The sequence below is a fragment of the Pseudomonas sp. RL_105y_Pfl2_101 genome (assembly GCF_963970585.1).
GTDB lineage: Bacteria > Pseudomonadota > Gammaproteobacteria > Pseudomonadales > Pseudomonadaceae > Aquipseudomonas.
This window is the reverse complement of the sequence record NZ_CAXAPG010000052.1, coordinates 1-19,148: the sequence shown is the minus strand read 5'-3', so window position 1 is coordinate 19,148 and position 19,148 is coordinate 1. Positions and strand designations below refer to the sequence as shown.

Annotated in this window: 18 protein-coding genes and 4 pseudogenes; 17 read left to right on the top strand and 5 right to left on the bottom strand. The window is 55.9% G+C overall.

All coding sequences use genetic code 11. The features are described from left to right. Together AACY31_RS27275 and AACY31_RS27270 are read left to right on the top strand one after the other, a co-directional pair. Window positions 1-98: IS3 family transposase (locus AACY31_RS27275; protein ID WP_146186410.1), on the top strand; the 98-nt coding region annotated here is incomplete at its 5' end. Between the two features lie 380 nt (window positions 99-478). Further along, window positions 479-898 (top strand): DUF1330 domain-containing protein, encoded by a 420-nt coding sequence (locus tag AACY31_RS27270; RefSeq protein ID WP_339505444.1) that lies wholly within the window; start codon window positions 479-481, stop codon window positions 896-898. Between the two features lie 85 nt (window positions 899-983). On the opposite strand, the pseudogene AACY31_RS27265 reads toward AACY31_RS27270, so the two are convergent. Then, window positions 984-1,491 (bottom strand): annotated as a pseudogene (locus tag AACY31_RS27265) (IS3 family transposase); the annotation flags it as partial. Here AACY31_RS27265 and tnpC point away from each other — a divergent pair. Beyond that, window positions 1,490-2,228: pseudogene (tnpC, locus tag AACY31_RS27260) on the top strand (IS66 family transposase); the annotation flags it as partial. The pseudogenes AACY31_RS27265 and tnpC sit on opposite strands and share 2 nt — an antisense overlap. A 98-nt stretch (window positions 2,229-2,326) precedes the next feature. Here tnpC and AACY31_RS27255 read toward each other — a convergent pair. Continuing rightward, entirely contained in the window at window positions 2,327-2,620 is a 294-nt protein-coding gene (locus tag AACY31_RS27255; protein ID WP_095055732.1) for a muconolactone Delta-isomerase family protein, read from the bottom strand. A 107-nt stretch (window positions 2,621-2,727) separates the two neighbouring features. Between AACY31_RS27255 and AACY31_RS27250 the strand changes: the two genes are divergently transcribed. The 6 genes from AACY31_RS27250 to AACY31_RS27225 all read left to right on the top strand — a co-directional run bounded on the left by AACY31_RS27250 (window position 2,728) and on the right by AACY31_RS27225 (window position 9,254). Further along, window positions 2,728-3,612 (top strand): LysR family transcriptional regulator, encoded by an 885-nt coding sequence (locus AACY31_RS27250; protein ID WP_339505443.1) that lies wholly within the window; start codon window positions 2,728-2,730, stop codon window positions 3,610-3,612. 833 nt (window positions 3,613-4,445) lie between these two features. Next, window positions 4,446-4,799, top strand: coding sequence for a hypothetical protein (locus AACY31_RS27245; RefSeq protein WP_339505442.1), 354 nt, complete (start codon window positions 4,446-4,448; stop codon window positions 4,797-4,799). Window positions 4,800-4,881: 82 nt separating this feature from the next. Then, entirely contained in the window at window positions 4,882-6,279 is a 1,398-nt protein-coding gene (locus AACY31_RS27240; protein WP_339505441.1) for an IS1182 family transposase, read from the top strand. A gap of 289 nt (window positions 6,280-6,568) precedes the next feature. Then, window positions 6,569-6,814, top strand: coding sequence for a hypothetical protein (locus AACY31_RS27235; protein WP_339505440.1), 246 nt, complete (start codon window positions 6,569-6,571; stop codon window positions 6,812-6,814). Between the two features lie 28 nt (window positions 6,815-6,842). After that, a complete protein-coding gene (locus AACY31_RS27230; RefSeq protein ID WP_339505439.1) occupies window positions 6,843-7,007 on the top strand; it encodes a hypothetical protein in 165 nt (54 codons plus the stop codon). A 183-nt stretch (window positions 7,008-7,190) separates the two neighbouring features. After that, on the top strand, window positions 7,191-9,254 hold the full coding sequence (locus tag AACY31_RS27225) for a putative bifunctional diguanylate cyclase/phosphodiesterase (RefSeq protein WP_339505438.1): 2,064 nt from the start codon (window positions 7,191-7,193) through the stop codon (window positions 9,252-9,254). A 232-nt stretch (window positions 9,255-9,486) separates the two neighbouring features. Here the strand turns inward: AACY31_RS27225 and AACY31_RS27220 are convergent, their stop codons facing one another. Next, window positions 9,487-10,434, bottom strand: coding sequence for a helix-turn-helix transcriptional regulator (locus AACY31_RS27220; RefSeq protein WP_339505436.1), 948 nt, complete (start codon window positions 10,432-10,434; stop codon window positions 9,487-9,489). 190 nt (window positions 10,435-10,624) lie between these two features. Between AACY31_RS27220 and AACY31_RS27215 the strand changes: the two genes are divergently transcribed. The 4 genes and pseudogenes from AACY31_RS27215 to AACY31_RS27200 all read left to right on the top strand — a co-directional run. Further along, window positions 10,625-11,668, top strand: coding sequence for an MDR family NADP-dependent oxidoreductase (locus AACY31_RS27215; protein WP_339505435.1), 1,044 nt, complete (start codon window positions 10,625-10,627; stop codon window positions 11,666-11,668). 70 nt (window positions 11,669-11,738) lie between these two features. Next, entirely contained in the window at window positions 11,739-11,936 is a 198-nt protein-coding gene (locus AACY31_RS27210) for a hypothetical protein (RefSeq protein ID WP_339505434.1), read from the top strand. An 858-nt stretch (window positions 11,937-12,794) separates the two neighbouring features. Further along, window positions 12,795-12,986, top strand: coding sequence for a DUF6988 family protein (locus tag AACY31_RS29140; protein WP_445261583.1), 192 nt, complete (start codon window positions 12,795-12,797; stop codon window positions 12,984-12,986). A 161-nt stretch (window positions 12,987-13,147) separates the two neighbouring features. Next, window positions 13,148-13,612: pseudogene (locus AACY31_RS27200) on the top strand (transposase); the annotation flags it as partial. On the opposite strand, the pseudogene AACY31_RS27195 reads toward AACY31_RS27200, so the two are convergent. Further along, window positions 13,610-13,912: pseudogene (locus tag AACY31_RS27195) on the bottom strand (MFS transporter); the annotation flags it as partial. The pseudogenes AACY31_RS27200 and AACY31_RS27195 sit on opposite strands and share 3 nt — an antisense overlap. A gap of 175 nt (window positions 13,913-14,087) precedes the next feature. Between AACY31_RS27195 and AACY31_RS27190 the strand changes: the two are divergent. From AACY31_RS27190 to AACY31_RS27180, 3 genes are read left to right on the top strand one after another with little or no spacing between them, the layout of a single operon-like run. Then, window positions 14,088-14,522 carry a nuclear transport factor 2 family protein gene (locus tag AACY31_RS27190; protein WP_339505433.1) on the top strand — a complete coding sequence of 145 codons (435 nt, stop codon included), beginning with the start codon at window positions 14,088-14,090 and terminating at the stop codon, window positions 14,520-14,522. Between the two features lie 16 nt (window positions 14,523-14,538). After that, entirely contained in the window at window positions 14,539-16,026 is a 1,488-nt protein-coding gene (locus AACY31_RS27185) for an FAD/NAD(P)-binding protein (protein WP_339505432.1), read from the top strand. Next, on the top strand, window positions 16,023-16,679 hold the full coding sequence (locus AACY31_RS27180; protein WP_339505431.1) for a glutathione S-transferase family protein: 657 nt from the start codon (window positions 16,023-16,025) through the stop codon (window positions 16,677-16,679). The genes AACY31_RS27185 and AACY31_RS27180 overlap by 4 nt, the downstream gene beginning before the upstream one ends. 16 nt (window positions 16,680-16,695) lie before the next feature. Here AACY31_RS27180 and AACY31_RS27175 read toward each other — a convergent pair whose 3' ends face one another. Beyond that, window positions 16,696-17,424, bottom strand: a complete 729-nt coding sequence (locus tag AACY31_RS27175; protein ID WP_258622161.1) for an ArsR/SmtB family transcription factor — start codon at window positions 17,422-17,424, stop codon at window positions 16,696-16,698. 140 nt (window positions 17,425-17,564) lie between these two features. On the opposite strand from AACY31_RS27175, the gene AACY31_RS27170 reads away from it, so the two are divergent. After that, the gene (locus AACY31_RS27170; RefSeq protein WP_339505427.1) at window positions 17,565-18,938 is read left to right on the top strand and encodes an MFS transporter; all 1,374 of its coding nucleotides are present in this window, start codon (window positions 17,565-17,567) and stop codon (window positions 18,936-18,938) included. The last annotated feature ends 210 nt before the right edge of the window (window positions 18,939-19,148 follow it).

Genomic DNA, 19,148 nt, shown 5'->3' with positions numbered 1-19,148 from the left:
TAGAGGACTACATACACTACTACAATCATTCGCGAATCAGGCTGAAGCTAAGTGGCCTGAGCCCTGTGGAATACAGGACTCAAGCACGGCGGGCATAGAAGGCGTCCAACATTTCGGGGTCAGATCAAAATACGCGGACACAATCGCCCTTATCGGCCTGGCTCGGAAGGTGTGTTCGCCGGCCCCTTACAATGATCAGGCCGTTTGGGCAGACCGACTTTTTCAACAGAATCGGCCAATAGCGGTCATTGAGAAACTAGATCCCGATTTGCTTACAGGTGCTTTAGGTTTATGTGGCGCTATCAGACAGTGCTATCAACACAGACTCAAAACTTGGGATTATCTGTAGCTTGCTCCAGAACTTAAAATCCATGTGATGCTCATATGGTCTTAAATGTGTCCATATCGGTCTTAGATTGTATCGCCGTTTTCTGCAATGCTGACTGTGATTGCAACTGAGCAGAAAAGGAACGTCAGTATGAAAATGACTAAGTTGAGTCCCCGTCGTATGATCGCCAGCGGAGTTCTAGCGTTTGTCACTTTGACATCTCTCGCGGCTAGCATTGCGTCGGGACAGACGCAACCCGAAATGGCCAGCCCCAACAAGCCTGGATATGCGGTGTTCTTTATTCAGGTAAACAATCCAGATGCGTATACGGAGTACGCATCCTTAGTCCTTCCGTCTCTAAAGCCATATCAAGGTCGCGTGATATCTGCGGTTAGTCGAAATGATATGCGCCAAATTGAGGGCGTTCCGTCCTCGGATAGAGCTGCGATTATTGAGTTTCCGTCCTTGGACATTGCGGAGGAATGGTACAAGTCCTCCACTTATACGCACGCGACGGCTATTCGAAACAAGGCTGGAGTGAGCCAAGTTGTCCTGATGCGTGGGCGTTAAAGTATGCGCAACTCGATTACACCTCGATTTGAGGGGGAGGTCAAAGACCGTCACCGCTGGTTTGCCAGCGAGATACCTGTAGTAGTCAACTAATCCCGGACACGACGTTAAGTTTTTCTTCGGTCCGAGCTGGCGCCAGCCCACCGATGAATTGATGGGGTCGAATCCAGTTGTACCGATGCATCAAGAAATGGCTGATATCGCATTGGGTTTTTTGGCCGTTCTGTAACCCAGAGTCGGTATCCATTCGGTTTTCAAGCTGCGGAACACGCGCGCCATCGGCGCATTGTCCCAGCAATTTCCCCGGCAACTCATGCTCTGGCGCATTCGATAACGCCACAGCCGCTGGTGAAACAAACGACTCGCGTACTGGGCCCTTGATCTGAGTGAAACAGTAGGCCCTGAGACCTTCCACGTTGCTCGTAGGCCATATCCAGTGCCTTGATAACCAACTAGGCGTCCGGCTTTCCGACAATGCCTAGCCCACCACCCGGCGCGCGCAAAGATCCAGCACGACAGCCAGATAATGCCATTTCCCCTGGGCCCAAAATGTAGGCGATGTCGCCGCACCACACCTGATTGGGTGCCGGTACACCGGTGCAGATGCTCGCACCAGGCTCGAAGAAAACCCACCGTTCTTATGTCTGGGCCTACGCCACCAGCCAATTCTGCGAAACAGCAGCTGTCGTCTACGACTTCAGCCCCAGCCGCGCCGGTGAGCATGCTCGCAACTTCCTGCAAGACTGGAAGGCCAAGCTGGTGTGTGATGATTTTGGCGGTTACAAAGCCAGCTTCGAACTCGGCGTCACCGAGATCGGCTGCATGGCCCATGCGCGGCGCAAGTTTTTCGAACTACACGCCACCAACAAGAGCCAGCTCGCCGAGCAGGCCCTGCGTTATATTCAGTTGCTGTATGAAATTGAGGGTGAAGTCCGCGACCTGGAGCCGGATTTACGCCGCCGAATACGGCAAAAAAAAGCGGTGCCGGTGATGGGGGCGCTACATGCTTGGATGATCGCCCAGCGTGATCTTGTGCACGATGGTTCGGCTATCAGCAAAGCGTTGGACTACAGCCTGAAAACGCTGGACGGCGCTATCGCGCTACCTCGATGACGGGGCGTTGCCCGTTGACAATAATTGGGCCAAGAACCAGATTCGGCCGTGGGTACTCGGGCGAAAAAACTGGCTCTTTGCAGGTTCCCTGCGCAGCGGAAAACGGGCGGCGGCGATCATGAGTTTGATCCTGTCGGCGCGGCTCAACGGGCGCCTACCGAGGCAACGGGCAAGTGATATTGCGCAGCTGCTGCCGCATAGGTGGCAACCGGTTTAGTGACGCAAGACGGGAGGCCCGGACGCATACCCTAGTTTGACGAATTGCATCGAGTGCCTCCTTGGGCTCTGTACTAAATATTATCGGACGAAGAGCGGTTACTGGATTCTTGGGCCAAATCCACCATAAGGTTTCAACGGTACAACAGAAGTAACTTCCAGCATCCCGGAATTTACCAGTGGCAGCGTTGCCAGCTTTTCCCGAACGGCAGTCTCGTTTTCGGCTTCAACCAGTAGGCAGGCGCCACCCATGTCACCACGGTGCCAGATATTGCGGATAAATCCCTCCAGATAGAGAGCCCTGGCACGCTGAGCTTCGGCTTCGAGATGAGGCGCAAAATCCGCATCGGAAAAACGCTCCGAGACTCGACGCGAAAGCGTGATGAATTGCATATATATATCCCCTTCAAGGCGTTCTTCGTTTAAACAGTTCACGGATAATTGCAAAAAATACTATTCTGGTCCAAGACGCGTTCTACATGACTTGAGACCCGATTCACATGACCTTAGATCTTCGATTGCTTGTTGCGTTTATCGCTGTCGCTGAAACTGAAAATGTCGGTCAAGCCGCCAGCCGTCTACATATCTCGCAGTCGCCTTTGAGTCGGCAAATCATTCAGCTTGAAGCGCAGCTTGGTCTGAGGTTATTCGAACGCGCACGTCAGCGCATGCGCCTGACTGACGAAGGACGTCTTTTCCTTCAGGAGGCGCGCAGCTTGGTCGCCCATGCATCTGAAGTCGAAGCAGCGGCGCGCAGTATCGCTCTTGGTGAGACAGGCCATATTGCCGTGGGTTATGTCGAAGCGGCCATGCACTCCAATGTATTACCGCGTGCCCTTGCGGGTCTGCAATCAGACCATCAGGCTGCTACCTTCGAACTCCGTCCCATGGGCTCCTCAGAACAATCCGAGGCCCTGCTCGGTAGAGCGCTCGATTTCGGGCTGGTTTATTCAGTTCCTGAGAGCGCAGACATAGAGTCCATGGAGGTTTCAAGCGAAGCGCTACTGCTTGTTCTGGGAAAAAGACATGTTATGGCCACGCAAGCGAGCATTGCTCCTCAAGACTTGAACGGGGAGCGTTGGGTTGCCTTGGCCCGGTCAAAAAATCCTGCGGCCCGCCAGCGTTTTCTTGAGAACTGCTCCGCTTGCGGTTTCTTGCCTGACATCAAGGTAGAGGCGGATGACCTGCTGGCAGCCTTGCGGCTGGTGGCCTCAGGTTTAGGCATTACCTTTGTCCAAGCGAGTCTTCGGGATTTTCTTGCAGATAGCGTCATATTTCGCGAGCTGCCCTGGCTTCCTTCACGGGTCAGGGTCTATGCCATCTGGCGCAAGGACGACCCCAAGCCGCTTGTCGCGACGCTCCTGCAAGCGCTCTTGGCGGCCTAGCATTAATTCTGCAAGGACTAGATTCAACCCCATCTTCAGATGAGGACTTGCGTGCCTGCGTGTTGGAGCCAAACGCACGCATTGGCCGTTTTGCCGTAAGCGCCCGCCGAAGGCATCTTGGCTAAGCTATTAAAGTGTTACTGCCGCATAAATGGGCGACCGTTTAACTATGCAAGGTGTGTTCCGCGGACACTTACCGACGAGGTACCAAATGCCTGTGTACAGCGGATCGCCCCCCATGCTTGTGTAAAGGAGAACGGGAGTGATCAGCAGGATTGAATAGGTAAGATCATCTCTACGGCGGACTGTCATTCCTATCCTCGCTTTCAGCATCATGCTTGCTGGAATAGCGTAGATGACGGGAACGTTCTTGCACTGTGAGTCCGCTATGGGTCGATTTTAGCCCTTGATCATAGGCAGCAATCGGCCCAGGCTGTGTGAAAACGCATGCACCGTTTTGAAGTCTGCGTTGCTACGTAAAATCTGCCAGCGTTTGGTTAATCAGCAGACCTGAAATTTGCGTAGGAACGCGACTTTCGTTTCGACTCTGACCGTCAAACTTGCTCTAAAACGTTTTCACACAGCCAGGGTCGGTGGCTGCTCTTCGTGACAGGCAGAAATCGGCCAAAAGCGGACGGTTCCCGAAAAACATCATTGAAAGCAATTTGCTACTATCGGGCGCTCTTGCCCATTAGCGCGACGTAAACCTTAGGTTCTTCCATGTTCGACAGAAGCGACTTTGATCAACTCTCCAGTGAGCAACTGACTTTTTGGAGAGCGCACAATGATTGTCCCGGTCTCTATTACGTCACCTATCCAGCAATCGCCTTTCGATGCCCCGCCTCTCAGCAGATCATCAGGATAACCCGCGCCCCAAACGGCAAGGCGAAAACGGATTAAACTTCTGGCTTCACGCGGAATGGATGGATTGGCGGCCTGGAGGAGAAAGTTATTTCCCAGGCTACGTTTCTGACGCTCAGTTTGAGGAAATCTCGGAAGCTGTTTTCAATCAGATGGTTGCGGATCAGGCGTTTGAATTGATCGCTCCGCTCAAACAACCGCTGCATGAGTCGACCGGTTTCGTCGGAGCGTTATTGATGTACTCAATGAAGACAGAGTTCATCGTTTCGCTGTTCGCGGAGTATGAATACGAGTACATCCATTTCTATTGGGACACGACTTCATGACCGGCAGAAGGCGACCCAGGCTGTGTGAAAACGCCAGTGATTGTCTAACCTTCTGATCGTCTAGATCGTATCGGGGGCGATCATGAAGCGATTTATTGAGGGTGAGGCTCGGACGCAAGTTACGTTGCTGCCTGAGTGCTTGGACGATTACGTAGCCGAAGAAAATCCAGTGCGAGTGGTCGACGTTTTCGTCGATGAACTCGACCTCGGGGTACTTGGGTTTGAGGGTGTCGATCCTGCTGCAACGGGTCGTCCGGCCTACCACCCAGCGGTCTTGCTGAAGATCTATATCTATGGCTACCTCAATCGGATTCAGTCCAGTCGCCGGCTTGAACGTGAAGCCGAGCGCAACGTCGAGCTGATGTGGCTCACGGGACGTTTGGCCCCGGACTTTAAAACCATTGCCGACTTTCGCAAGGACAACGGTAAAGCCATTCGTAGTGTCTGCCGCCAGTTCGTAGTGCTTTGCCGCAACCTCAATCTCTTCTCCCAATCGATCATCGCCATCGACGGCAGCAAATTCAAAGCCGTCAACAACCGCGACCGTAACTTCACCCAGGGCAAAGTGAAGGCGCGCATGCAACAGATCGAGCAGAGCATTGACCGTTATCTGGCGGCGATGGATTCGGCGGATCGGGCAACGCCAGAAGTGGCCGAGGCCAAGGCCGAGCGACTGAAAGAAAAAATCGAAACACTGAAACAGCAGATGCAGAAACTCAAGGACATTGAGGCGCAGCTCCACGACAGTCCAGACCAGCAGATCTCTCTTACCGATCCAGATGCACGCTCAATGGCCACGAGCGGCCGAGGCACCGAAACGGTTGGCTACAACGTACAAACAGCGGTCGACGATAAACACCATCTGATCATCGCCCATGAGGTGACCAACGTTGGTAATGATCGTGGGCAACTGAGCAATATGGCGAACCAAGCGCGTGAAGAAATCGAGGCTGAATCGCTAACGGTGGTGGCCGACCGAGGCTATTACAAAGGTCTGGAAATCCTTGCTTGCGAGCAAGCCGGCATCACTACCTTCGTACCGAAACCCCTCACATCTGGCAGCAAAGCCGAAGGCAGATTCGGCAAGCAGGATTTCATCTATCTTATTGCGTCGGACGAGTATCGATGCCCTGCGGGGCAGTTACTGACCAGGCGGCATTCGTCGATGGAAGACGGCATGTTATTGCATTGTTATTACTTCTCGGGCTGCCAGTCCTGCTCAATGCAAAAGCAATGTACGACAGGTAAGGAGCGCCGTGTGAAGCGCTGGGAACATGATCCAGCGATGATGAGGGTTCGTCGACAGACCGTTGAACATCCTTTTGGAACGCTCAAGTACTGGATGGGAAGTACCCACTTCCTGACCAAAACCCTGCCGAGGGTGAGCACTGAGATGAGCCTTCATGTGCTCGCCTACAACCTCAAACGAATGATGAGCATCTTCGGCATCGCAGGACTGCTTAAGGCGATCAGGGCGTGAACCCAGCCGCTTGGCGCGCCAGTTAGTAGCCGTTTGGCCGCTGACGCGGCCCAAACGGCATTACGAACTTCTATGTCACTGACTAAGCTAATTCGCGCTTCCGCCCGCTGATTCCATAGGCAACCCTCGCGACTCTCAGTTTTCGAGGTATTTAGCGCGTTCTCACACAGCCTGGGTCGTTTTCAGCCGGTCTCAGTCACCAAGTGTGCTGGTTAAGTCCGATGCAAACGACAGGTCAAGTCGAATACAAATGGTGGGCAAGCCTGTGCAATACCCAGCTGAGAACAATATGAAAGTTCGAAAAGCCTTACTAGCCGATGAAAAATCAGTGTCCAAACTCCTGGGCCAGTTAGGCTACCCAGCCTCGCCAAAGCTAATCCGAGATAAGCTTGAGGCTTTAGAACTTAGCGCTCGCGATACCGTGCTGCTGGCACAAGACGGTAAAAACATTATCGGTGCCATAAGCTTACACGTACTTGAACTGTTTCATCAGCCGGGTAGGCTCGGACATATTACCTCCCTTGTCATTGGATGATGACTTCCGAGGGCAAGGAGTAGGGGCAATGCTAGTTTCCGCTGCTGACGCGTTTTTTATAGAGCAACTTTGCGTCCGGGCTGAGGTGACTAGCAGTGACCACCGAATACAGGCTCATACTTTTTATCAGCAGCAAGGTTGCGCGGTCGACGAGCGTCGGTTTGTCAAACGGCATGATTCTTCCGGGGCATAGTAAGTTTAAATTCGGCGAGCACGTCACCTTGATCAAAATATAAAACTGGTGAGCAGCGTGTATTGCCCGAACGCTTACCTTGCGCAGGCAACTTTGGCAGGCCACTACACCAAAACTGATTTCTTCAGAAATTTTCCGTGCCGCCGATAAGCAAAAAAGTTGGACTACACTCTCGGAGTTTCAATGCTTGTAAGCAGTTATAACGGCCTATATGTCCTGCTATCCCTGATTGTCGCGATCTTAGCTTCCTATACTGCGCTGAACATGGCCGGTCGTGTCACGCGCACCCAAGGAAAAGCCTCGGCACTTTGGCTGGCTGGCGGTTCATTCGCCATGGGCACCGGCATCTGGTCAATGCACTTCATCGGTATGCTGGCCTTCCAACTGCCCATCGAATTGGGCTATGACTTGACCCTCACTGGCCTATCGCTGGTGATCGCCATCGCCTCCTCGGCCTTCGCCCTGTGGCTGGTATGCCAAAAGGAAATGCCGCTGCCTTGGCTGCTGGTGGGCGCGGTGTTGATGGGTATCGGCATTGCTGCCATGCACTATACCGGCATGGCGGCGCTGCTGATGAATCCCGTGGTGGAATACGTTCCGTCGCTGTTTGTACTGTCGGTGCTGATCGCCATCCTCGCCTCTGGAGCGGCGCTATGGATAGCCTTCCGCCTGCGTGGAGAAGGCAAGTACATCAATCGCGCGCGCCTCTGCTCCTCCCTGGTGATGGGTTGCGCCATCGTCGGAATGCACTACACAGGCATGTCAGCAGCAAAATTCCCGCTGGGTAGTATATGCGGTGCGGTCAACACAGGTATCGATAGTAAATGGTTGGTGGTGCTGGTGATCCTGGTCACCTTGGCCGTCTGCGCAATTGCCCTGATTATCTCGATGCTCGACGTCCGTACCAGCCTACTGGCCAACTCCCTTGATCGCGCCAACAGTGAGCTAGTGCAACTGGCCCTGCACGACAATCTGACACGTCTGCCCAACCGCATCCTACTCAACGACCGCCTTGAGCAGGCGATCCAGAAAGCCAGCCGGCAAAAGAGCCAGTTTGCTGTGCTGTTCATGGACTTGGACGGATTCAAAATGGTGAACGATACCTACGGCCATCACACCGGCGACCAGTTGCTGGTGGAAGTGGCTACGCGTATCAATAATGCCAAGCGCGGCGAAGATACAGGAGCGCGCTTAGGGGGCGACGAATTCGTACTGCTGATCGACCTCGCCGAGCCGGATGATGCTGCGGCTCTCGCCCAACGCCTGGTGGAAGATATCAAGGCCCCATTCGTCTTAGGGCGGCAGACAGTACATGTTTCCACAAGCATTGGTATTGCCATTTTTCCAGCCGATGGCCATACCGACCATGAGCTTATGGTCAACGCTGATGCGGCCATGTATCACGCCAAAGAACAAGGTCGAAACGGCTACTGTTTCTTCGAAAGAACCATGAATATCAATGCCCACCAGCAGCTGCAGTTGCAGCAGGATCTACGCAAGGCCCTCGACCAGAATGAGTTCATCCTGCACTACCAGCCGAAAATGATTGCTCCCGACGGCCCTATGACGGGTGTTGAGGCCCTGTTGCGATGGAACAATCCAAACTTGGGCCTAGTGCCGCCCGACCGCTTTCTGCCCCTAGCCGAACGAACTGGGCTGATAGTGCCAATCGGGAACTGGGTAATAAATGAAGCCTGTCGGCAGATGGCCGAATGGCACGCCCTAGGTAAAGAAGAATGGAGTATTGCGGTCAATCTATCGACGGTACAATTGGCCAATGCAGGACTGGTTGACATCGTGCGTACAGCACTGCAAAGCAATGGTCTGCCACCTCGCTTTCTGACCCTCGAGGTAACCGAGTCTACTGCCATGCGCGACGCGGAAGCCGCGCTGATCGTCCTCGATCAGTTGTCAGCGCTGGGAGTAAGTATTTCCATTGACGACTTCGGTACCGGATATTCCAGCCTGCTTTACCTCAAGCGCCTACCAGCCAATGAGCTGAAGATCGACCGAGGCTTCATCACCGAGCTGGCTAAAAACAACGACGACGCGGCTATCGTTTCGGCGATAGTAGCGCTTGGCCAGACTCTGGGTCTGAGGATCGTCGCCGAGGGTGTGGAAACCTCTGAACAACAAGAGATGCTTACCGAGCTGGGTTGCGACATCTTGCAGGGTTACCTACTGGGCAAACCGATGAGCGCACAGGGGATGCTGGAAAGCTTTAGCACCTCCAAGACTCAGGCGTAATCCTGCAGCGGCCACAGGCGTTTAAGCGGATACGAGAATCAGATACGGCCATGGGCTCTCTTGCCCCCCCCCGAACTGGTTGTTTGCAGGCTCGTTACGCAGTGGCAAGCGTGCGACCGCGATCATGAGCTTGATCCAGTCTGCGCGACCGAATTGCGATGTAAAAACTGGCTGAGTGCCACCCTCAACGGGCAGACGAAAACGGCGCGCATTTCGCCTACTCCATAGCCTGTCATTCTTTGCCGTTGACCTTCGGCCCCGCCACCGATTTCGCCGTGCGTCCGTAGTACCGCTCGAACGCCGAGCTGAAACTCGACAGGTGCTGGAAACCGACCTTATAGGCCACCGTGGACACCTGGAGTCCGGTTTCCAGCAGTTCCCAGGCCTTGGCCATGCGGATATCGGTAAGCATGCGGTGCGGGCTGGTCCCGAACAGGGTACGGAAGCCCTGTTTGAGCTTGAACTCGTTGGTACCGACGGTCGTGCACAGGTAACCGACGGTGAGAGGGCGGTCGTACTGGCTCATCATGATGCTCCGGGCGCGCATCATGATGTCCTGGTTCTGTGCATGGGCCATGGTCGTCGTCGGTTGCTGCGGGGTGAATGGGCTGATTTGCTCGGACAGCAGCCCGAGCGCGGTAATGTGGGTGTCCAGTAGGCTGCCGGCGTGGTCGTGCAGGTGGATCAACGATTCGGCCAGCCGTTGCGTCGCCGCACCATGTTTGCCACAAAATAGGTGATGGGTCGATTGTCCTTTGGCGCCGCTCTCGAGCAGGCCCATCAGGCCGTATTTATGCAGCAGCGCTTCTTGGGCGATCAGGCGCACCTGGCGAATCGCCTGGTTGGCCGGATAATGGCGCTCGCCGTGCAAGCAGCCGTAGGCTGCGATAGTGCTATGCCCAGAGACGAAGTCGAACCGTTGGCCATTGGAGGCGGTGCTGCTCGACCGGCCGTCCAAGGCGATGGCCACGGTCAGGGCGCGTTGCCTTTCCTGGGTGCTGGTTTCCACCAGGTGATGGCGCGGGTGGTAGTTGGAATAGACCACCGATAGGCCATCCTCGAACAGCAATTGGTCGGTGAAGCAAGTGCCCAGTTCTTCTGGAAGCTGTGAGCGCAACCAGGGTGTTTGGCCCACTCGGGTGGGCGCCGACCGGTCCGCGGCCGTGAAGCGATAGCTCATAGAGACTCCTTTCTAATGCCGTCGGCTCAATTGTGGGATACAGGATCCGAAATGCCAAAGAGAGAATCCGGATCGCCTAAGAATCGAATGAAATATATCCGTGTTTATTTCCTATAGTGGCTCCGGCACAAGCGAGCCTCCCTCGTCACATCTGGCGAGGTGTCTACACAGTGAAATAAGGAAATCAACGATGTCTGAAGAAATATGCCTTTCCCGTGAGGTCATTTTGATTGACCACACTACCGGGGAATTGAAGGCCAAACATTTTGCCATCGTAGAAACTACCGCCGCTGCTCCAGGCCCAGGTGAAGTGTTGGTGCGCAACCGCTGGTTTCGGGTATCCATTTCAACGCGCCTGATGGCAGAGCAGGGTGCCGAAGAGGTCAAGGGTATTCCCTTCCCGCCGCTCAACCCCGGTGACACCCTGGCGGACGGGGCCATCGGCGAGGTGGTGCAGGCAGGCCGCGGCTGCGATCTGCGAGTCGGCAGTCTGGTCATGCACCCGCTGGGCTGGCGGGAGTACGCGGTGGTGCCGGCCACGCAATGCAAGGTCGTGAACACGCCGACCGTCGACCCCGCCGCCTGGTTGGGGCACGGTTGGACCGCTTACGCAGCACTGACGCAATGCGTGCAGGTGCGTCCGGGCGACACGGTGTTCGTCACCAGCGGCGCTGGCGCCATTGGTTCGATGGCCGGGCAGATCGCACGGTTGCTCGGGGCCACGCGCGTTATCGGCAGTACCAGCGGCCAGAAGAAGGCGCAGTGGATGCAGACCGAACTGGGCTACGATGCGGTGGTGACCCGGGATGGCGGCTCGATCCGCGAACAGCTGGCGGCGGCTGCCCCAGACGGTATCGACGTGATCGTCGACATGGTCGGCGGCGAGCAACTGGCGGCGGCCATCGAACAGACCCGGGAGGGCGCACGTTGCGTGCTGCTCGGTGCGCTGACGGCTGAATTGAACCCGCGCAACGCGACGCTGAAGGCGCTGGTGGAAGTGGACACTTTCCAGCTCATTCTCAAAGGTGTGACGGTGCGCGGTTTCAGCGCTGACGAGCACGCCCCGACCCTGTTCGATGCATGGTTGCGGCAAGTGGATACCTGGCAGCGCGAGGGCCTCATTGGGCTGCCGCGCACCACGATAAAGGGCCTGGATAACGCTCCGTATGCCCTGCAGGAAGCATGCGCCGGGAGGCTAAAAGGCCTGGTCATGGTTGAACTGGAGGCGCTATGAACAGGAAAGCCATAAGCATTCCCGACATCGCCGGTGCTACGAGCGCCGCGGTTGCGCTGGTGTCCCAACAATGGCTGCTGTGGGCCGGCATTTGCGCCTGATCTTCGCCACCGTTGGGCCGCTGCTGGCTACGCTGGAGCTGGGGTTTACCTCGACCTTGCTGGTAACCACCTTGCCCCCGGCATTGCTGGGCATCTTCTCCATTCCGGGCGTCCAATTGCGGAAATGGCTGGGCGAGGCGCCTTGTTTTTTACCCTGGCGCTGTTGATCCTGGGCTGTGGCTTGCGCGGGCTCGGCGAGGTGGTATTGATCGCTGGGACGGTCATGGGTAGCGCCGGAATCGCCGTGATTCATCGGAATCAGCTTCCAACCCTCACGCTATGGCCCGTCGCATATACAAATCAACTGTTCGACGTCACGCAGATTCTCAGAGCCCAACGCCGGAGAAAAACTACAACGAGCTTTATGGAATTGCCGCCTCGTTGTGCAAGGCTGTCGATTGGCAGTACGAGCGAGAGTGGCGTTTAGTGGTTCCAGACGACGATAGTGAGGTCAAAGGTTTCAATGTTGCTGCGCCCCTGAAGGCCGTCCATCTTGGGGCTAGGATCTCGGATCCTGATGCACTCCGGATTTTGAAGATCTGCAGTGAAATCGACATCCCGGTCTACAAGGTCACGCTCGCGCCTAACGAGTACCGGATGATCTCCGAGCCTACTAACCTGGACGCTTGGTGTTCCTTTCGTAAGGTCAGCGTATTTTCTTAAGCAGTCCTTCTCCAGTCGCTACACGCCTCCACTCATGGAAGATGTTTTGCTCGGCCATCAACTGAGGTGGTTGGATAGCGCTCTAGGGCGGCAGAAAAGGTCGCGAGTGAGATTGAAATTTGTGTTTTGCGCAGAAGGTTCACGGCTCATATTTGACGTAGTCATGGGTAGCCAGGCCGGATAGACTTTTTCAACACAATCGGCCCGAAGCAGCCTGTGTCGCTTCTGATTTCCTCAACACGTGCGGCTGCCTCCATTCCCCGGCACACGGCATGAGGTCGCAATGGTGGCTTGCGGCATGGCGCTGGAACACGCTCTAAGCCTGCGCCTGCTGGTAAGAACTCAATGCGTCAGCTCTGGCGATGATGCGTTTGCAGTATGAAGCCCTTACAAGGGCCGTTTGGCTTCTGTATGCGGCTAAGGATCAGCAGGTCGAAACCCTCGCGGCAGCACTCACACTGGAAGCCGAACACAGCGCAAAGAAACTCCCGATGTTCTCGCAGATGCTCCATGAGATCGTCGAAAGGGCGGCGAGGGGATCAACACCGGGCTAACCTTTATCACGGCTTCTGATGAAGTGCTCACTGACCCGCTCAAGCGCAAAGCGCTTAGAGACGTATTGCAGCGCTTCGCCAAGGCATTCGAATGGGCCCGGCAGAATCCTGACAAGTACGCGCGAGTCTTCGCCAAGGTCAACGATATTCCCCTGGAAGTCTCGCAGCGAAGCAACGATTTCCACTGGAATGAAGAGGCTGAGGAATACCGCTGCCCGGCCGGCAACGCATTGCGCAGCGAATGGCGAGCCTTCAAAAATCAACGCTCGCACGTCACCAAAGCCAACACCATCATCTTCCGATCCAGGCAGACCGACTGCGTAACGTGTCCGATGAAAGCCAAGTGCTGCCCGAACACTGCGATTCGCAAGATCGCCCGCAGCGTCCATGAAGCCGCTCGTGATGCGGCTCGGCGCATTGCAGCAACGCCGGCGTATCAGCGCTCTCGCCACGAACGTAAAAAGGTCGAAATGTTGTTTGCCCACCTCAAGCGCATCCTGAAATTGGATCGCTTGCGGCTACGTGGCATGAGTGGCGCGACCGATGAATTCACGCTGGCCGCTGCGGTGCAGAACCTGCGACTGTTGGCCAAAATTACATCTCAAGGGCCGCCAGCTACAGGGTAGGTGCCCTGCCGCTTCAGCAGCGTCTGGCAACGTTCTTGCCAGCCATGTCCACCATCCCACGGGCGCAGCAGTCGCAACCAGTCCCCAGAAGCCCAGCAAGACAGTCGTGGTGACCGCCGAGCTACCGAATGAAACAAGCGCCAGTGCAATCACCGTCATCAAGATCGGGATGACGATGAGGGTTAGATGCAGGCCATTTTTCAAGAAGGCTTCAATCAGGAAGGTTCCTGCGAGGCCAGCCAGCCCCAGGACGAGCAACATCAGCAACAGCATGGAAACACTGACGTGCGTGACTGTTTCGTTAAGTCAAACTGTTGCTTTCTGAAAAGCTTCTGAATGACAAAGGCCTGTTGCATAGGGTGCAACCAGGCAGCGCCTCGGACATGACACTTCGGGCCAGGTCGAAACATATAGCACCTGGAGGCAATTATAGTCCTGCCATCTTACAGCGCTGCCCGTCATCTCAGGAGAGACCATGACCTCGTCCATCGATCCCGGATTAATCCATATCTATGAAGCGTGGCACGCAACGGTCCGAGTTCGCGACCTAACTGCGACAGCGGCCCTGTACGCTGAGGACGCGGTATTCGAAACACCGCTGGTGCTGGCGGTCTATCCCGACCATGACAGTGGCATATTAATGGGGCGCGCCAATATACAAAGGTTCATGGAGGACAGTGTGCGTCGATTCCCCAGTGACCTCGCCGAGTGGTATCGCAGTGATAAAGCGTTCATCAACGGCAGGCAACTGACCTGGGAATACCCACGGAAAACCCCTAAGGGCGAACAGATCGACCTCATGGAGATGATGGAAATCGATAATGGATTGATCACCTGTCACCGTGTGTACTGGGGTTGGTATGGCATACGATTGCTATTGCCGGCACTGGCCAAGGCGCAGGCGCTCTAGGGTGCAGGGGACAGCTATGCGTCAAAATCCGAGCGGCAAAAAAGTAGCCATTATTGGTGGGGCAGTGACCGGTGTAGCCGCTTTTATCAAGCTTGTACGGTCAGGCACGGTCAGCAGCATCGAGATCATCGACTCCGACGGCATCGCCAACTCGATGGCCTTCAACACGTCCCATGACCTTTTCTTGTGCAATACCTCGGTGCAGACCATGTCGGTTCTTGACGAGGACATGAATGACTTTCTGCACTATCTCCAGGAGCAGGGGATCACTGTCGACGAAGATGCTTTTGTTCCGCGCTCCTGGGTCTCGGATTACCTCAGAGAACGGTATGCCCAGTATCGCGATCTCGCCCAGGTCAGGGGCATCGAGCACAGGGTCATTTGTTCTGCGGTACGTCGTATCAAGGTGATTGCCCAGGGCAACTATCAGTTGCAGTTGGATGAAGGAGACGCTATCGAGGCGTCGGACGTGCTGATTTGCACGGGAAATGGCACTGCCTTCGTGCCGCCCCTGGTCAGTGCGCAGGCCGGTGCGCCAGGTATTTTTTCCACGCCTTATCCCGCAAAACGCTTGCTTGATTTCTTCCAGCGTCCCTCCCGGGTATTGGTCCTGGGCAGCCGGCTTTCGGCGATCGACAGCGCGTTGCTACTGTGCGGAGCCGGCCACCAGGTATTGATGGCCTCGCCATCCGGACGTTTGCCCGGGGTGCGCACGGGCACACCGCGGGTCTGCAAAGTGGCCTTGGATGAAGTGCGTTTTGCGCAGCTGAACCTTGAGAGTCCTCGGTTGTATTGGCATTTACTGCGCATTGTGGCGCGCTCTGCCAAGGCAATCAGCGGCCGCCCGCTACGCGAGCAGGTTGATCGGGCCACTGACCCGACGCAACGATTGCGCGGCGAAGTGGCCTTGGCCAGCGGTGGCGCGACAGACTGGCAAAACCTTCTGGTGCATTGCATGGATCTTGCCGATATGAAGCTGCGCAATGCCCCGCCGACGGTGCGGGTTGCCGCCTTGCAAAATTGCTGGGAGGCGGTTGGCCGCTATCTATTTGCCGTACCGCTGCAAACGGCAACCACTTTGCTGCGATTCATCGATGAAGGTCTCCTGCAACTTGCCTCGCAGGTGCCTCAGAAACTTGAGTGGCAGGGCAACTGGCAGGTTTACGACAGCCATGATGGTATTGAAGAGGTGGATGCCGTGGTATGCGCCACTGGTTTTCACAAACAGCACTTCCATGCCACCCACGACGGCCTTGTATTGCAGGTAGACCCGTTGATGCCGTGCACTCCGCCCTATGTATCGGCGCAGCTGCAAGTCAGCCTGCCAGGATCCAGCCGCCCGGAAAGAGTCTGGATGCTGGGTGTGGCTTCCTATCTCGCAGCACCCATGGTCAATTCGGTTTACCAATCAGTGCGCCAAGCCAGCGAGACGGCACAGATGATTAGTGACTTGCAAGACAGTACAAGGCTAATGGATCAGTGCGCAGTGGGGGCAGCAGTATGAAGATGTATGGCGACAGAGGTTCGAGCAATACCCGTCGCGTTCTGGCGACGGCTGCTTACCTGGGCCTGGAAGTCGAGTTCGTCTTCCTCGATCTGTTCAGCGGACAGAATCGCACGCCGCAGTATCTGGCGCTCAATCCGAACGGCACGATCCCAACATTCGTCGACGGCGACGTGGTGTTGTTCGAGGCCTCTGCAATCATGATTTACTTGGCAGAGAAGGTGGGGGCGCCCTTATTGCCCGCGGGCAACGCGAAGTACGAAACCCTAAAGTGGATGTTCTGGGCTGCCGAGCATTTCCGCCGCGGGCCAACGGTACTGATTGAGCAACGTTTCATGGCGCGCCTCAAAGGGCATGTCGAGGATGAATCGCTGGTTGGGGAAGCATTGCGGGCAATCAATCGCTATACCTCTGTTTTGGATGAGCATCTGCGTACTCGGCAATTCGTAGTGGGCGATGCATTGACGCTGGCGGATTTCGATCTGGCCGCGCCGTTGAGCCATATCCCGCGCACCCAGGCTCCCTTTCTTGAGTATCCCCACGTTGCTGCGTGGTATGAGCGAATGAACAACATTGTGGCGTGGCAGGCGACAGGGTTGGACCAAGAGCGCCGCATCCGCGAAATAGAGAGGTTTTTTTCGCCTGCGCAGTAGTTTGCATAGCTGGTTTTCAGGCGGAAACAAGTGGGCGCGCCAGCGTTTCAAGATCATGCAAGTGTTGGACTCCTAAATGGTGCTTGAGCGCTCTCCAGCCATCACCGGTGATGGTCACGGCGCGAGTGCCTGTGGATCGGCGCATCCAGCCCAGGTTGCAGAAGGTATCCAGCAGGTGTGCACCCAGCGGTCCGGCTATGTGGTGCTGCCTTTCGGTCCAGTCCAGGCATCGGCGAGCCTGGCCATGAGCTTCGAAACACAGCTCGCCGCTGTCCAGATTGAGGGATTGCATCCATTCAATGCCGCGAGGGGTAGGCGCATATTCACGCTCATTGCACTCGACGATGAACTCGCGCTCAAGCATGCCTTGAGCCACCGCGACGCCAACTTGACCGGCCAGATGATCGTAACAACAACGGGCAAAACGCAGTTCATGGGCGGCGCGATTGGGCAGGCTGCGCCAGGAACTGGTTTGTGGGGAGACGGCTGCGAGGCTTTCCAATACATGGGAAACGTCGGGGCCTGCCAATTGATAGAAACGGTTGCGCCCCTTTATCTCAACAGTCAACAGTCCGCCATCGAGCAGTTTTGCCAAGTGCGAACTGGCGGTCTGTGGTGTGACACCGGCGGCGTCCGCCAGTGCGCTGGCTGACAACGAGCCACCGTCGGACAGGGTGATCAGGATGACCGCCCGCACGGGTTCAGCGATTAAGTAGGCGATGGAAGAAATTTTAGGCTGGGTCATTCCTTTGAGCTCCATGGGTGTGTCGGATCACCTCGGCTTTCAGGATGACATGACTAGACACACTTCGACACGCTCCGAAGCATTTTTTGCAAAAAGCTGCTTATAGTCAATCCGCCGCCAGGGAAAGGAAATGCGAAGTCATGGAAATCAAGAGTAGCTACCAACGACAGGTTCTGATCGCTACAAGCCTCAGTTATGTCGTTGTCATTCTCGATACTTCAATCGTCAACGTGGCACTGGAATCCATTTCTCAGACATTTGATTCGGATATCACCGGGCTGCAGTGGGTGATCAACGCTTATACATTGACGTTCGCCAGTTTACTGCTGACGGGCGGTTTATTGGGCGACCGTTGCGGGGCAAGAAAGATCTACGGCCTTGGTCTGGTCTTGTTTGCGGTTGCTTCTACATTATGTGGTCTGGCAACTGACCTGCTTCAACTGGTCGCTGCCCGAGTGCTGCAGGGGGTGGGTGCGTCCATGTTGGTGCCGTGCTCACTGATGCTGATCAACAATGCCTACCCGCAGACCCATCAACGGGCGAGTGCCATCGGTGTCTGGGCAGGTTGTGGTGGTATTGCCATGGCGGCCGGGCCTCTTGTTGGCGGTGTGCTGATCGAGTTGTTTGGCTGGCGCAGTATCTTTTTGATCAATGTGCCCATCGCTCTGGTCGGCGTATGGCTGACGTCGCGTATTCCTCCTTCGCCTCCATTGGCACCTAATCGCCATCTGGACTTCACCGGCCAGGTCGCCGCCATCGTCGCCCTGGCCACTTCGGTGGCGGTGCTGATCGAAGGGGCAAAGCTGGGGTGGAATTCGGAATGGGTGTATGCGGGCATAATCCTGGCCTGTGCAGCCTGGTGTGTATTCCTGGTGACCGAAAGCCGGCATAAGGATCCGATGCTGCCGTTGCACTATTTCCGCAACCCGGTGTTCACAGGTGCAACCTTTCTGTCGCTGATTTCCGCGCTGGTGTTCTACGGCCTGTTCTTTCTGTTGAGCCTGTATTTCCAGACGAATCGCGGATGGTCGCCTCTGGAGACCGGATTGGCATTCCTGCCGTTGACGGCAATGGTCACTCTCGGCAGTTTCACCTGCGGCCGGTTGACCCGTGCCTATGGGCCCCGAGCTGTGCTATGCACCGGGTTCGGGTTGTACACCTTGGGATTCATCGGGCTGTTCGCCCTGGCAAGTGACGCGCTGTACTGGCGGATCGCACTGTGTTACCCGGCCGTGGGTTTTGGCGCCGGGATCATCACCCCTGCCGCCACTTCGGCACTGATGAGCGTGGTTGACCGCGCCAAGGCAGGGGTGGCGGCCGGCACGCTCAATGCCAGTCGACAGAGTGGCTCCGCGTTCGGCGTCGCGATATTCGGCGCATTGCTGACCTCGATCCAACCGCTCAACGAGGCCATCTATATCGCAGTCAGCGTTGCGATTGGCTTGTCGTTGCTGGCCATGGCGGTGTCCGCATTGGTGCTGAAAACACCGGCGGCCCAAACCGTGGGAAGTTGATTTACCTCCACCTGTAAACAGAAGTCGCTCAGCACGCGTCTGCGAATGTCGTGAGGCGTTGCTGCACCTGAAAAACATCATCACTAGGGATGGTCTGAAATAGCCGGATGTTTTCCGGCTATCGAGCCGTCAGTACTTTTCAAAAAACGACCCGCGTCGAAATTTGATCCATTTTCTTCATTTTTCAGCCCTTCCGGGCGCAGCAAGGCG